The 13,779-nt window shown below is 68.8% G+C and carries 12 protein-coding genes and 1 tRNA gene; 5 read left to right on the top strand and 8 right to left on the bottom strand.

The window, feature by feature from the left end; translation table 11 throughout:
• Positions 1-55: 55 nt before the first annotated feature.
• From H7I41_RS25785 to H7I41_RS25800, 4 genes are all read left to right on the top strand, one after another.
• A tRNA-Arg gene (locus tag H7I41_RS25785) sits at positions 56-128 on the top strand.
• Positions 129-233: 105 nt separating this feature from the next.
• On the top strand, positions 234-2,219 hold the full coding sequence (locus H7I41_RS25790) for a molybdopterin-containing oxidoreductase family protein (RefSeq protein ID WP_264015476.1): 1,986 nt from the start codon (positions 234-236) through the stop codon (positions 2,217-2,219).
• Positions 2,220-2,664: 445 nt separating this feature from the next.
• Complete coding sequence (locus H7I41_RS25795) at positions 2,665-3,051, top strand: MmpS family transport accessory protein (protein ID WP_264015602.1); 387 nt, start codon at positions 2,665-2,667, stop codon at positions 3,049-3,051.
• Positions 3,048-5,933 (top strand): MMPL/RND family transporter, encoded by a 2,886-nt coding sequence (locus H7I41_RS25800; RefSeq protein ID WP_264015477.1) that lies wholly within the window; start codon positions 3,048-3,050, stop codon positions 5,931-5,933. The genes H7I41_RS25795 and H7I41_RS25800 overlap by 4 nt, the downstream gene beginning before the upstream one ends.
• A gap of 149 nt (positions 5,934-6,082) precedes the next feature.
• Here H7I41_RS25800 and H7I41_RS25805 read toward each other — a convergent pair whose 3' ends face one another.
• Both H7I41_RS25805 and H7I41_RS25810 read right to left on the bottom strand, forming a co-directional pair.
• Positions 6,083-6,541, bottom strand: a complete 459-nt coding sequence (locus tag H7I41_RS25805) for a DUF5078 domain-containing protein (protein ID WP_264015478.1) — start codon at positions 6,539-6,541, stop codon at positions 6,083-6,085.
• A gap of 21 nt (positions 6,542-6,562) precedes the next feature.
• The gene (locus H7I41_RS25810) at positions 6,563-6,970 is read right to left on the bottom strand and encodes a DUF732 domain-containing protein (RefSeq protein ID WP_264015479.1); all 408 of its coding nucleotides are present in this window, start codon (positions 6,968-6,970) and stop codon (positions 6,563-6,565) included.
• 81 nt (positions 6,971-7,051) lie between these two features.
• Between H7I41_RS25810 and H7I41_RS25815 the strand changes: the two genes are divergently transcribed.
• Complete coding sequence (locus H7I41_RS25815; protein WP_264015480.1) at positions 7,052-7,804, top strand: enoyl-CoA hydratase; 753 nt, start codon at positions 7,052-7,054, stop codon at positions 7,802-7,804.
• A gap of 14 nt (positions 7,805-7,818) precedes the next feature.
• Here H7I41_RS25815 and H7I41_RS25820 read toward each other — a convergent pair whose 3' ends face one another.
• The 6 genes from H7I41_RS25820 to H7I41_RS25845 form a co-directional block, all read right to left on the bottom strand.
• On the bottom strand, positions 7,819-8,973 hold the full coding sequence (locus H7I41_RS25820) for a dihydrolipoamide acetyltransferase family protein (RefSeq protein ID WP_264015481.1): 1,155 nt from the start codon (positions 8,971-8,973) through the stop codon (positions 7,819-7,821).
• Complete coding sequence (locus H7I41_RS25825; protein ID WP_372503806.1) at positions 8,970-10,028, bottom strand: alpha-ketoacid dehydrogenase subunit beta; 1,059 nt, start codon at positions 10,026-10,028, stop codon at positions 8,970-8,972. Before H7I41_RS25825 ends, H7I41_RS25820 begins: the two co-directional genes overlap by 4 nt.
• 1 nt (position 10,029) lies before the next feature.
• Positions 10,030-11,097 (bottom strand): pyruvate dehydrogenase (acetyl-transferring) E1 component subunit alpha, encoded by a 1,068-nt coding sequence (gene pdhA, locus H7I41_RS25830; protein WP_264015482.1) that lies wholly within the window; start codon positions 11,095-11,097, stop codon positions 10,030-10,032.
• Positions 11,098-11,318: 221 nt separating this feature from the next.
• Positions 11,319-12,131, bottom strand: coding sequence for an HpcH/HpaI aldolase/citrate lyase family protein (locus H7I41_RS25835; RefSeq protein ID WP_264015483.1), 813 nt, complete (start codon positions 12,129-12,131; stop codon positions 11,319-11,321).
• A complete protein-coding gene (locus H7I41_RS25840; protein WP_264015484.1) occupies positions 12,131-12,622 on the bottom strand; it encodes a MaoC family dehydratase in 492 nt (163 codons plus the stop codon). Before H7I41_RS25840 ends, H7I41_RS25835 begins: the two co-directional genes overlap by 1 nt.
• Positions 12,619-13,779 carry an acyl-CoA dehydrogenase family protein gene (locus H7I41_RS25845; protein WP_264015485.1) on the bottom strand — a complete coding sequence of 387 codons (1,161 nt, stop codon included), beginning with the start codon at positions 13,777-13,779 and terminating at the stop codon, positions 12,619-12,621. The genes H7I41_RS25840 and H7I41_RS25845 overlap by 4 nt, the downstream gene beginning before the upstream one ends.

Here is a 13,779-nt window from a genome sequence, read left to right on the forward strand (position 1 = left end):
GCGAACCCTTCACCCCACCGGGCCGGGGTGCCTGTGGCGTTAAAGTAGCTCCGCTGCCCCCGTAGCTCAGCGGATAGAGCAGCCGCCTTCTAAGCGGTTGGTCGCAGGTTCGATCCCTGCCGGGGGCGCTTCCCATGCGCCGGCCGACCGACGGAAATCGCATTCTCTTTTCTGCGTAGCCGTTCTCTCCGAATGCACATCCCTTCCCGCCGGGCGAGAGTACGTTTCCCGACATGCACACCGTCCGCAGTTTCTGCCGGGTCTGCACATCCGTCTGCGGCATCCTCGTCGACGTCGACGGCGACGAGGTGCTGCGCGTCCGCGGCGACAAGGAGCATCCGTTCTCCAAGGGCTACACCTGCGCCAAGGGACGCGCACTGCCGTTGCTGCACCACCATCCCGACCGCCTCGAACGGCCCCGCATGCGGATCGACGGACGCCAGCAGGACGTCAGCTGGGACGCCTGTCTGGATGACCTGGCCACCCGCCTGCGCGCGATCATCGACGAGCACGGCCCCGGCTCGGTCGGCATCTACTTCAGCACCATGGAGAGCGCCGGTTTCCGGATGGCCGAAGCGTTGCACGCGGCGATCGGCACCCCGGCCAAGTTCAGCCCCCTGACCATCGACGGCACCGCCAAACCGCTGGTGTCGGATCTGGTCGGCGGATTCATGGGGCTGTCCGGCCGGACGGATCTCGACACCACCGACTTCCTGCTGCTCGTCGGCGCCAACCCGGTGGTCTCCCACGGCCACGCCATCTCGATGCCCAACCCGACGGGCACCGTGCGCGACATCGCCGCACGCGGACAGGTGTGGGTGATCGACCCGCGGCGCACCGAGACCGCCCGTCTGGCGACCGGCCACCTGGCGCCGCGCCCCAGCACCGACCACGCGGTACTGGCCCACCTTGTGCGTGAGGTCCTGCGCGACGGCGTGAAACCCGATGTCCCCGTTCAGGGCATCGACGAGCTCGCCGCGGCGGTGGCACCGTTCACCCTGGCCCACACGGCGAAGTACGCCGACGTCACCGAAGCCGACCTCATGCGGCTCGCGACGGCGGTCCGCGGCGCCAGGTGCGTCGCCATCGAGACCGGAACCGGTGTGACCATGACCGCCGAGCGCGCCAACGTCACCCAGTGGCTGGCGTGGGTGCTGATGATCCTCACCGGCGCGATGAACCGGCCGGGCGGCACCTGGTTCCACCCCGGGTTCGCCTATCAACTCGAGGCTTTCGGTGATCTGCTGCCGATCACCCCGATCGAGGGATCATTCGGCCCGGGTCCGCGCAGCCGGCCGGAGGCGCAGGCGTTCATCAACGAATGGCCCTGCGCGGTCCTTCCCGACGAGATCGAGGCGGGCAACATCCGCGCGCTGATCAACGTCGGCGGCAGTCTGGTCACCAGCTTCCCCGAGACGGGGAAGCTCATCCCCGCGTTGCAGAAGCTCGAGGTCTTCGCCACCACGGAGATCATCGACAACGAGACGACGCGGCTGGCGACGCACGTCCTGCCGACCAAGGACCCGCTCGAACGTCCCGACATCACCCTGCACGACATCTTGAGCTCGCGGGTGTCGGTCCAGCACACCCATGCCGTTGTGGAGCCGGTCGGCGAGCGGCGATCGATGTGGTGGGTGTTCGCCGATCTGGCGCGGCGCCTCGGCTACGACGTCGGCACGCTCGCCAATCCGGACACCAGCACCGACGACGACGTCCTCGCCGTTCTGCTGGCCGGCGGCCGGACGCCCTTCGACGAGGTGGTCGCGACCGGCTGGGCGGAGGCGCCCCGCGAGCTGCCCGCTGAGTGGGTGGACCGGCACATCGACCGGATGGGCGGCTGGCGACTGGCTCCGCCGATCCTCGTCGCCCAGCTGGCGGGCCTCGAGCCGCCGCCCGATTTGATGATGGTCCCGCGTCGGCAGCGCAAGAAGCTCAACGGCCAACTCGACATCCTCGGCGAGCCGGCGGAGATCATCGTCCATCCCGACGACGGCGCCTCCGCGGGCGTGGTGAGCGGTGAATGCGTCACAGTGCGCAGCGCGAACGGCGAGGTCACCGGCATCGCGAAGCTCGACGACTCGGTCCGGACGGGCGTGGTCTCGATTCCACACGGTCACCACGACTGCAACGTCAACCGGCTGACCAGTAAGGACGACATCGACGTGGTCACCGGGATGGTGCGTTATTCGGGGATCGCCGTCAGCCTGCATCCCGCCTGACCAGCAAAGCGCCCCAGGGACGTAGCCCGGTCGCAGCCACCTTCCCGGTGTAATCTGCACCCACCGTTCAGCGTGCGGATACAGGGCTCATCAGGCACGTCACCAGGCGATCGACCGGGTGCGAAGTGTGAGCCACATCACACTCACATGATCTCGTGAGCTACCGCACAGTAGCCGGGCACGTCTGTTTTCCGGACGACAAGTTAAATAGGCTAATCTCTGTCGCGACGACTGTTTGTCTGGCGTCATTCATCGGGTCGAAATGTAAGGGGTCACCATGTCTCGGACGGACAACGTCACCTATGACGGTCCCGGACAGGTGAGCCAGCCGCCGGTCGGGCAACAGCCCGCGACCGCGCCGGCGCCGCCGTCACACCAGAAGCCGACCAAGCGGCGCCCGACGGCCGTCGACATCGTCAAGAAGATCTGGATCCCGCTGCTCATCATGATCGTCGTGGTGGTGGCCGGATTCACCGTGCACCGCATCCGGGGATTCTTCGGCGCCGAGGGCGTGACCGTGACACCCAAGGTGTTCGCCGACGACCCCGAACCCTTCGACCCGAAGGTCGTCCGGTACGAGATCTCCGGCAACGGCAGCTACGCCGACATCAACTACCTGGACCTGGACGCCAAGCACCAGCGGGTGGACGGGGCAGCGCTGCCCTGGAGCCTGACCCTGGAGACGACCGCTCCGTCGGCGGCTCCCAACATCGTCGCCCAGGGCGACGGCGACTTCATCTCCTGCCGAGTCATCGTCGATGACGTCGTGAAAGACGAGAGGACTTCCAGCGGCGTGAACGCCCAGACCTTCTGCTACGTGAAATCGGCATGAGCGCACCCACCTACGACGCGCCCACCGACGCTTTCCCGCCCGCCCGACGCCCTTCGAAGCCGTTCATCCCGCGGATGATCCGCGCCTTCGCGGTGCCCATCATCCTCGGCTGGATCGCCGTGATCGCCGTCGTCAACGTCGTCGTCCCACAGCTCGAAGAGGTCGGGCAGCTGCGCGCGGTGTCGATGAGCCCGGACGACGCCCCGTCGATGATCTCGATGCAGCAGGTGGGCAAGGTCTTCGAGGAAGGCGACTCCGACAGCCAGGTGATGATCGTCCTGGAGGGCGAGAATCCACTCGGCGACGACGCACACGCCTACTACGACCAGCTCATCGACAAGCTCGAAGCCGATCCCGCCCACGTCCAGTCCGTGCAGGACTTCTGGAGCGACCCGCTCACCGCCACCGGCGCGCAGAGCAGCGACGGCAAGGCCGCCTACGTCCAGCTGAAGCTGGCGGGCAACCAGGGCGAGTCACTGGCCAACGAGTCGGTGGACGCGGTCCAGGCGATCATCAACAGCATTCCGCCGCCGGACGGGGTGAAGGCCTACCTGACCGGCCCGGCCGCACTCGCGGCCGACCAGCACATCGCCAGCGACCGCAGCATGCAGCTGATCGAGGCCGTGACGTTCACGGTCATCATCATCATGCTGCTGCTGGTCTACCGCTCGATCATGACGCTGATCCTCGTGCTGGTGATGGTCGTGCTCTCGCTCGCGGCGTCCCGCGGCGTGGTGGCCTTCCTCGGCTACTACGAGATCATCGGGCTCTCCACGTTCGCGACGAACCTCCTTGTCACACTCGCGATCGCCGCCTCCACCGACTACGCCATCTTCCTGATAGGCCGATATCAGGAAGCGCGAAGTGTCGGCGAGGACAAGGTGACCGCGTACTACACGATGTTCAAGGGCACGGCGCACGTGGTGCTCGGCTCCGGTCTGACGATCGCCGGCGCCACCTTCTGCCTGAGCTTCACCCGGCTGCCCTACTTCCAGACCCTGGGCGTCCCGCTGGCGATCGGCATGGTCGTCGCGGTGCTGGCCTCGCTCACGCTGGGTTCGGCGATCGTCGTGGTGGCCAGCAAGTTCGGGGCGCTGGAGCCGAAACGCGCACTGCGGACCCGCGGTTGGCGCAAGGTCGGGGCGGCAGTGGTGCGGTGGCCGGGTCCCATTCTGATCGGCACCGTCGCACTCGCGTTGATCGGCCTGCTCACGCTTCCCGGGTACCGCACCAACTACAACGACCGGCACTACCTGCCCGCCGACCTGCCGGCCAACGAGGGATACGCGGCCGCCGACCGGCACTTCGACCAGGCCCGGATGAATCCCGAGCTGATGATGATCTCCAGCGACCACGACCTGCGTAACTCGGCGGACTTCCTGGTGATCGACAAGATCTCGAAGGCCATCTTCCGGGTGCCCGGCGTGGCGCGGGTGCAGGCGATCACCAGGCCGGACGGCAAGCCGATCGAGCACACGTCGATCCCGTTCCAGATCAGCATGCAGGGCACCACCCAGCAGATGAACCAGAAGTATCTGCAGGACCGGATGGCCGACATGCTCAAGCAGGCCGACGAGATGCAATCCACCATCGACACGATGACGCGGATGCAGAACCTCACCGCGCAGATGGCCGACACCACGCACAGCATGGTCACCAAGATGAAGGGCATGGTCGTCGACATCGAGGAATTGCGCGATCACATCGCCGATTTCGACGACTTCTTCCGGCCTATCCGCAACTACTTCTACTGGGAACCCAAGTGCTTCAACATCCCGGTGTGCTGGGCGCTGCGCTCGGTCTTCGACACCCTTGACGGCATCAATGTGATGACCGACGACATCAAGGCGCTCATGCCGGACATGGAGCGGCTGGATTCCCTTATGCCGCAGCTGGTCACGATGATGCCCGAGATGATCGAGACCATGAAGACGATGAAGACCATGATGCTGACCATGTATGCCTCCCAGAAGGGCATGCAGGATCAGATGGCCGCGATGCAGGACGAGTCCAACTCGATGGGCGAGGCCTTCGACGCGTCGATGAACGACGACTCGTTCTACCTGCCGCCGGAGATCTTCGACAACGAGGACTTCAAGCGCGGCATGGAGCAGTTCATCTCGCCGGACGGTAAGTCGGTGCGCTTCATCATCTCCCACGAGGGCGATCCGATGTCCCCGGAGGGCATCAAGCGCATCGACGCCATCAAGCTGGCAGCCAAGGAAGCCGTCAAGGGCACTCCTCTGGAGGGCTCGACGATCTACCTCGGCGGCACCGCGGCGACGTTCAAGGACATGCAGGACGGCAACAACTTCGACCTGCTGATCGCCGGGATCGCCGCGCTGGCGCTGATCTTCATCATCATGTTGATCATCACCCGCAGCGTGGTGGCCTCAGCGGTGATCGTGGGCACGGTGGTGTTGTCGCTCGGCGCCTCGTTCGGCCTGTCGGTGCTCATCTGGCAGCACCTGCTCGGCATCGAACTGCACTGGATGGTGATGGCGATGGCGGTGATCATCCTGCTCGCCGTCGGCGCCGACTACAACCTGCTCCTGGTGTCGCGGTTCAAGGAGGAGATCCACGCCGGATTGCACACCGGCATCATCAGATCGATGGGCGGCACCGGCTCGGTGGTGACCTCGGCCGGCCTGGTGTTCGCGTTCACGATGATATCGATGGCGGTCAGCGAGCTGACGGTGATCGGTCAGGTGGGCACGACGATCGGACTGGGTCTGCTGTTCGACACGCTGATCGTGCGCTCGCTCATGATGCCCTCGATTGCCGCCCTGCTCGGGCCGTGGTTCTGGTGGCCGCAACGGGTTCGGCAGCGGCCGGTCCCGGCGGCGTGGCCGCAGTCGCCGCAGAACTTCACGTCCGTCTGAGCGACACCCGAAAACGAGATCCGCCCGGTCGATCCGACCGGGCGGTTCTCGTTGTGGGCGGTCATGATTGCGCCGGACCCGGCGGCACTGAGCGCAAAAAGAATCCGCCCGGCCATACGGCCGGGCGGATCTCTTGGTGGCTCGGGGTACTACCAGACCCAGACGGACATGTCGTTCGGCGGGTAGTTCATGCAGATGTCCGTGGTGTGCGCGGCGACGCCCTTGTTGTTGAAGAAGACCTTCGCCCAGTTCGGCCAGTTCCAGTGCAGCTGCTCGTAGAACGCGTTGGTCACGGTGTCCTCGGCGTACTGGCGACGGCCCTTGTAATCCATCGAGAAGAACCAGTGGATGCGGTCCTGGACCGCGCGGTGCACCTCGGGCGACTTGTTGTTGTAGTCGATCATATACCGCTCGTAGTACACCGGTTCGACGTCGCGGGCGGCGGCCAGGATCTGCTCGGCCGTGCACGGCGTCCGCAGGATCCGGTTCGGGATCGGATAGTCGTCGGTGGCGTCCGCGGAGGCGACGCCCGGCGCGACCGCCATCAGGCCGGCGGCGGCGACCGCCACCATCCCGGAGTGGACCATGGAGCGAATGCTCTTACGCATGTCTGTCTTACCTTCCTGACGTCAGCGCTCGGCCGGCAGCGGGGGGCCTGCCGGCACCGGTGCCGGTGCGGGGGCCGCCGGGTTGGCGACCCGTTGCAGGGCCACCATCTGGTTCGGGCAGTACACGGGGATGGCCTCACCGAGGAACTGCCACGACTGCTCGGTGGTGCTGCCCCTCTGCAACTGGTCGAAGACGAACTTCGCCGACTGCACGGCGTCCTTGTCGACGCCGCGGTTCAGCCGCTTGCAGGCGATCTTCGCGATCCAGGCGTTGTAGTCCTTCTGACCGTAAATGCCGTAGGCCTGAAGGCGCTTGGCGAATGCGGTGTCCGGTTCGGGCTGCGCCATCGCGGGCGCAGCCAGGCCGACGGCGATCGCCGCACCCGCGACCGCGGTGGTCAGTCCCTTGGTGAGTCCCGCTAACTTCATGGGTGGATACTACATTGCTCCGGCCGGTCGACGCAGCCACTCGACAGTGGCAAAAAAGCGGGTGCGAATAGGCTCACAGCCGTGTCCAACCCGGTCCTGGTCGACGTCGCCGACCACATCGCCCTGATCACCGTCAACGATCCCGATCGCCGCAACGCGGTGACCTTCGAGATGTCCGCCGGCCTGCGCCGGGCCGTCGACGCCGCCGAGGCGGACGACGACGTCCACGCCGTGATCGTCACCGGCGCGGGCAAGGCGTTCTGCGCGGGCGCCGACCTGACCGCGCTGGGCGAGGCCACCGAGGACGGGCTGCGCCGCATCTACGACGGCTTCCTCGCGATCGCCGACTGCTCACTGCCCACCATCGCCGCCGTCAACGGCGCGGCCGTCGGCGCCGGGCTCAATCTGGCGCTGGCCGCCGACGTCCGCATCGCCGGGCCGGCGGCGCTGTTCGATCCGCGGTTCCAGAAACTCGGCATCCATCCCGGCGGCGGCGCGACGTGGATGCTCAACCGTGCCGTCGGGCCGCAGGCAGCACGGGCGGCCCTGCTGTTCGGCATGCGCTTCGACGCCGAGTCCGCGGTCCGGCACGGGCTGGCGCTCGAGGTGGCCGACGATGCGGTCGCGGCGGGGCGCGCCCTCGCCGCGGGCCCGGCTTCGGCGCCCCGCGACGTCGTCATCGCCACGAAGGCGTCGATGCGGGCGACCGCCAACCCCGGCACGGTCGACAGCGACCAGCACCGGGTGGCCGTCGACGTGGAAATCGGCCCGCAGGCCACGTCCATCGAGTCACCCGAGTTCGCCGCCCGGCTGGCCGCGGCCAAGCGCCGGTAACGCCGATCCCGGGACTACAGGTCCGCGAGCGCCAGGTCCGGTGACTCGACGAGCTCGCGCAGCTCGCACAGGAATGCCGCCACCTGGGCACCGTCGGCGACACGATGGTCGAACGCGCACGTGAGCGTCATCGTCGGGCGGGCCACCACCTCGCCGTCGCGCACGACGGCGCGCGGCTTGAGCGAGCCGATCCCGAGGATCGCCGCCTCCGGGTGGTTGATCACGGGCACGCCCTCGTCGAGGCCGAGCGCACCGAAGTTCGAGACCGTGAACGTCGAGCCCTGCAGTTCGCCCGGTGTGAGCGTGCCCGCCCGCGCGCCGGACACCAGCCGCGCGACCTCGGCCGCGAGTTCGCGGGTGGTCCTGGCGTGCGCGTCGGTCACCACGGGCACCAGCAGCCCGCGCGGCGCCGCGACGCCCACTCCGAGGTGCACGGCGGAATGCCGGTGGATGCGGGGCCCGTCGACGGTGTCCATCCAGGTGGCGTTGAGCAGCGGGTGATGGCGCAGCGCGACGATCAACAGGCGCAGCGTCAGCACGAACGGCGTGACCGACTCCACACCCAGCCGGTCCCTCAGCGCGAGCAGCCGGGTGCCGTCGACCTGTACCGAGGCGTTGGCGTCGGGGATCTCGCGGCGGGACACCGCCATCCGGCGCGCCATCTCCAGCCGCACCCCGCGCACCGGGTCGTCGTTCGCCTCGGCCGCCTCACCGGGTGGCGCGACCGGCGCCTCGACCGCCGCGAGGACGTCAGCGCGGGTGACGATTCCGTCGGGTCCCGAGGGTTCGACGGCGGTGAGATCGACGTCCAGGTCGGCCGCCAGCCTGCGCACCGGCGGTTTCGCACGGGCCCGCCGCCTGCTGCCGTCCATCGAGTCGTCGGCGCCGTAGCCCACCAGCACAGCCGTGCGGGCCGGTGCCGCGGCGGTCTCGATCCGCACCAGCGGCGCGCCCACGTCGAGGGTGTCCCCGGCGGCACCGCCGAGGGCGACGATGCGGCCCGCGTACGGGCTGGGGATCTCGACCTCGGCCTTGTTGGTCTCGACCGTGCACAGCGTCTGGTTGAGTTCGACGTCGTCGCCGACCGCGACGTGCCACGCGGTGACGGTGGCGTCGGCGAGCCCCTCCCCCAGGTCGGGAACCGCGAAGTCGCGGACGGTGGTGGTCATGGCCGCGTCATCGCCTTTTCGACGCAGTCGAGCAACCGGTCCGGCCCGGGCAGCCACAGCTTCTCCAGCCGGGCGGGTGGATACGGGGTGTCGAAGCCGGTGGCCCGCAACACCGGCGCCTCCAGGTCGTAGAACAGGTCCTCCTGGATGCGCGCCGCCAGTTCGGCGCCGAATCCCAGTGTGCGCGGGCCCTCGTGCATGACCACGGCGCGACCGGTCCGGCGCACCGACTCCGCAACGGTGTCGAAGTCGAGCGGGTTCAGCGACCGCAGGTCGACGACCTCGAGGTCCCAGCCGTAGCGGTCGGCGGCGAGTTCGGCGGCGCGGGTCGCCGTCGCCACCAGCGATCCGTACGTCACCACCGTCACATCGGCGCCGGGCCTGCGGATCACGGCCTTCCCGATCGGCGGTCCGGGCACCGTGGTGTCCACGGGACCGCGTTCCCAGTAGCGGCGTTTGGGCTCGAGGTAGATCACCGGATCCGGGCAGGCGATGGCATGGCGCAGCAGCCAGTAGGCGTCCGACGGCGTGGCGGGCACCACCACCTTCAGCCCGGCGGTGTGCAGCCAGTAGCTCTCGGTGGACTCCGAATGGTGTTCCACCGCACCGATTCCGCCGAAGGACGGAATTCGCACGGTGACCGGCATGTCCACCTCGCCGTGCGTGCGCATGCGGTACTTGGCCAGATGGCTGACGATCTGGTCGAACGCAGGCGCCGCGAAACCGTCGAACTGGATCTCAGGCACGGGCACGAACCCGCGAATGGCCAGCCCGACGGCAATGCCGATGATCGCCGACTCGGCCAGCGGGGTGTCGAAACACCGTTGCTCACCGAAGGTCTCGGCCAGCCCCTCGGTCACCCGGAACACGCCGCCGAGGGTGGCGACGTCCTCGCCGAACACCAGCACCCGGTCGTCGGCGGCCAGCGCGTCGTGCAGCGCGCGGTTCACCGCCCGCGCCATGGTCGACTCGGTGTCGGTGCACACGGTGCTCAGCATCGGCCGGGGGACGTCGTCACCGCCGTTGGCCGCGGGCCGTTCGATGGTCTGGGTCATCTCATCCCTCCTTCGCGAGTTCGGCGGTCAGCTCGTCGCGCTGGCGCATCAGGTCGGGCGTGATGTCGTGGTAGACGGCGTCGAACACCTCGGCGACGTCCATGTCCGGCGTGTCGAGCACCGACTGCCGGAGTTCGGCCCGCAGGCGCTGCGACCGGTGCGCCACCCGCTCGTCGAGGCGGTCGGACCACACCCCGGTCGCCTGCAGGTAGCGCCGGTAGCGGTCGACGGGGTCGCGCGCCCGCCAGGCGTCGACCTCGCCGTCGGTGCGGTAGCGCCGCGGGTCGTCGGAGGTGGTGTGCGGGCCCATCCGGTAGGTGAGCGCCTCGACGAACGTCGGCCCGCCGCCCTCGCGGGCCCGCCGCGCGGCCTCGGCCGTCACCGCGAAACAGGCCAGCACGTCGTTGCCGTCCACCCGCACCGCGGGCATGCCGTAGCCCTCGGCGCGGTGCGCGAGCGACGGGGCGGCGTGCTGTCGTCGCTCCGGCACCGAGATGGCCCACTGGTTGTTCTGGACGAAGAACACGACGGGCGCGCCGAACACCGCGGCGAGGTTGAGCGCCTCGTGCGCATCACCGGTGGAGGTGGCGCCGTCGCCGAGGAACGCGACGGTCACGGAGTCCTCGCCGAGCCGCTGCGCGGCCATCGCCGCCCCGACCGCGTGCAGACCCTGGGTGCCGATGGGGATGGCGATCGGCGCACAGCACCTCCTGGTGAAGCCGAGGCCGCCGTGCCAGCGGCCGCGCCACACGGCTGCGACGTCGCCCGGGGGGATGCCGCGGACGAGGAAGACACCGAGTTCGCGGTACTGGGGGAAGAGCCAGTCGGTCTTGCGCAGACACGCGGCGGCGCCGACCTGGGCGGCCTCCTGGCCGCGGCAGGACGCGAAGAGTGCGAGCTCGCCCTGGCGCTGCAGGTTGACGAGTTCGGTGTCGACCTCGCGGGTGACGACCATCGACTCGTAGAGCCAGGCCAGGGTCTCGGGCGGGAGGTCTCTTCGGTACCGGGCCTCGTCGGTGGGCGCGCCGTCGGGCGCCACCAGTCGAATCGGTTCGACGAACCCGGCCATACCGCCTCCTGGGGTCACTGGCGGCGGGTCGCGCCGTCAGGCGACTGAGGTGCTCGGTACGAGGCGGTCAGAGCAGGGCCTCGGGTGTGAGGCCTGTCGGCCGGCGGCCAGGGTATGGCGCCGGCGCGACGATGCGCACTGCTCGCTCCGTATCGGGGCACCTTCCAGTATGCCCCTGAAGCGGGTGTCCGCAGGCCGACCCGCCGCCGCGGCGCCGGGACTCAGCTGCGGGGTGCCAGCGCGACGATGCGCTCGGCCCGCCGCAACACCGGCGAATCCACCATCTGCCCCTCGAACTGGAAGACCCCGCGTTCGCTGCGCGCGGTGTCCAGGACCCGCCGCGCCCAGTCCACCTGCTCCTCGGTGGGCGCGTAGGCCGCCCGGATGACCGCGACCTGGCTGGGGTGGATGGCGACCTTGGCGTCGAACCCGACCGCGACGGCGTCGTCGCTCTCGGCCCGCAGCCCGTCGAGGTCCTTGATGTCGAGGTACACCGAGTCCAGCGCGATCCGGCCCCACGCCTTGGCGGCGAGCAGGCTCTGCGACCGCACGTGCCGGGCCACGTCGCGGTAGCTGCCGTCGGGCCAGCGGTTGGACGTGCCGCCGGTGACGGCGAACAGGTCCTCGGCGCCCCACATGACGGCGTAGGCGTTGTCGACGCGCGCGGTCTCCGTGACGGCCAGGGCGCCCAGCGGGGTCTCGACGAGCACGATGACGTCGAACGGCGCGAGTGAGCGCACCTGCTCGGCGGACTCGGTCTTCGCGAGCATGATGGTGGTGTAGCCGGTCTGCGCCAGGGTCGTCATGTCGAGCGCGTGGTCCGGCGTGGTCACCGGGTTGACCCGCACCACAGTCCGGTCCGGGTCGAGGCGGGTGTCGAGCAGCGCCTTGCGCGCCGCCTCCCGGTCCTTCGCCGCGACGCCGTCCTCCAGATCGAGGATCACCACATCGGCTGCGGCGGCGGCCTTCTCGAAGCGCTCGGGCCGGTCGGCCGGGCAGAACAGCCAGCCGGGGCCGTTGGTTCCCAGCGCCATCAGGCGTCCGCCTCGGGACGCTTGCGCACCATGGTCTTCCGCGACGCGGTCGCCACCACGTCGCCGTGCTGGTTACGGGCGACGTGGGAGAAGGTGACGATGCCCTCCCCCGGGCGGCTCTTCGACTCGCGCTTGTCGGTCACCTCGGTCTCGGCGTAGAGCGTGTCACCGTGGAACAGCGGTTTCGGGAACGCCACCTCGCCGAAGCCGAGGTTGCCGACGATGGTGCCCTGCGTCAGCTGGGCCACCGAGAGCCCGACGAGCGTGGAGAGGGTGAACATCGAGTTCACCAGTCGCTGGTTGAACGGCGGCAGCGCATCGGAGAACGCGGCATCCAGGTGCAGCGCCTGGGTGTTCATCGTCAGCGTGGTGAACAGCACGTTGTCGGCCTCGGTGATGGTGCGGCCGGGACGGTGCTGGTAGAGCACGCCGGTCTCGAACTCCTCGAACCACAGCCCCCGCTGGACGACGACCCGCTTCGCCTCGCTCACAGGCCCGCCTCCCGCGCGATCAGCATCAGCTGTACTTCGGTTGTGCCCTCGCCGATCTCGAGGATCTTGCTGTCGCGGTAGTGCCGCGCCACCGGGTACTCGTTCATGTAGCCGTACCCGCCGAACACCTGGGTGGCGTCGCGGGCGTTGTCCATCGCCGCCTCGCTGGCGACCAGTTTGGCCACGGCGGCCGCCTTCTTGAACGGCTTGCCCGACAACATGAGTGCCGCCGCGTCGTAGTAGGCGGCGCGGGCGGCGTGGGCGCGGGCCTCCATCCGTGCGATCTTGAACGAGATGGCTTGGTACGTGCCGATCGCCGCACCGAACGCCTGGCGCTCCTTGGCGTACTTGACGCATTCGTCGACGCAACCCTGGGCGGCGCCGACCGACAGCGCCGCGATCGCGATCCGGCCCTCGTCGAGGATGCGCAGGAAGTTGGCGTATCCGCGGCCCTGCTCGCCCAACAGGTTCTCCTGCGGGACGCGGACGTCGTCGAAGCTCAGCGGATGGGTGTCCGAGGCGTTCCAGCCGACCTTGTTGTACGCCGGTTCGGCGGTGAAGCCCTGGGTGGGCACCGGCACCAGGATCGCCGAGATCTCCTTCTTGCCGTCGCGTTCACCGGTCACGGCGGTGACGGTCACCAGCTTGGTGATGTCGGTGCCGGAGTTGGTGATGAACTGCTTGGAGCCGTTGATCACCCAGTGCCCGTCGTCGAGCTTGGCGGTGGTCCTGGTGGCGCCCGCATCGGTGCCGCCGCCGGCCTCGGTCAGCCCGAAGGCGCCGAGCGCCTTGCCGCCGGCCAGCAGCGGCAGCCACTCCTGCTTCTGCTCCTCGGAGCCGAACCGGTACACCGGCATCGCGCCGAGCGACACCCCGGCCTCGAGGGTGATCGCCACGCTCTGGTCGATCTTGCCGAGCTCCTCCAGCGCGAGGCAGAGCGCGAAGTAGTCGCCGCCCATGCCGCCGTACTCCTCGGGGAACGGCAGGCCGAACAGGCCCATGTCGGCCATCCCGGCGACGACCTCGTACGGGAACGAGTGCTCCTCGTCGTGTTTGGCGGCGACCGGCGCGACCACACCCTGGGCGAAGTCGCGGACCGTCTTGGCCAGTTGCTCGTAGTGGTCCGGCAGTGTGCCGGTCGACAGAAAGTCACCCAT

This window comes from [Mycobacterium] manitobense, from assembly GCF_025821665.1.
Lineage (GTDB): Bacteria > Actinomycetota > Actinomycetes > Mycobacteriales > Mycobacteriaceae > Mycobacterium > Mycobacterium arseniciresistens.

Excerpts from the sequence above, each read along its gene's own strand:
- H7I41_RS25825 (WP_372503806.1), bottom strand. The coding sequence starts at position 10,028 with ATGACCCAGACCATCGAACGGCCCGCGGCCAACGGCGGTGACGACGTC.
- H7I41_RS25790 (WP_264015476.1), top strand. The coding sequence starts at position 234 with ATGCACACCGTCCGCAGTTTCTGCCGGGTCTGCACATCCGTCTGCGGC.
- H7I41_RS25795 (WP_264015602.1), top strand. The coding sequence starts at position 2,665 with ATGATCGTCGTGGTGGTGGCCGGATTCACCGTGCACCGCATCCGGGGA.
- H7I41_RS25835 (WP_264015483.1), bottom strand. The coding sequence starts at position 12,131 with ATGGCGCTGGGAACCAACGGCCCCGGCTGGCTGTTCTGCCCGGCCGAC.
- H7I41_RS25805 (WP_264015478.1), bottom strand. The coding sequence starts at position 6,541 with ATGCGTAAGAGCATTCGCTCCATGGTCCACTCCGGGATGGTGGCGGTC.
- H7I41_RS25820 (WP_264015481.1), bottom strand. The coding sequence starts at position 8,973 with ATGACCACCACCGTCCGCGACTTCGCGGTTCCCGACCTGGGGGAGGGG.
- pdhA (WP_264015482.1), bottom strand. The coding sequence starts at position 11,097 with ATGGCCGGGTTCGTCGAACCGATTCGACTGGTGGCGCCCGACGGCGCG.
- H7I41_RS25800 (WP_264015477.1), top strand. The coding sequence starts at position 3,048 with ATGAGCGCACCCACCTACGACGCGCCCACCGACGCTTTCCCGCCCGCC.
- H7I41_RS25810 (WP_264015479.1), bottom strand. The coding sequence starts at position 6,970 with ATGAAGTTAGCGGGACTCACCAAGGGACTGACCACCGCGGTCGCGGGT.
- H7I41_RS25845 (WP_264015485.1), bottom strand. The coding sequence starts at position 13,779 with ATGGGTGACTTTCTGTCGACCGGCACACTGCCGGACCACTACGAGCAA.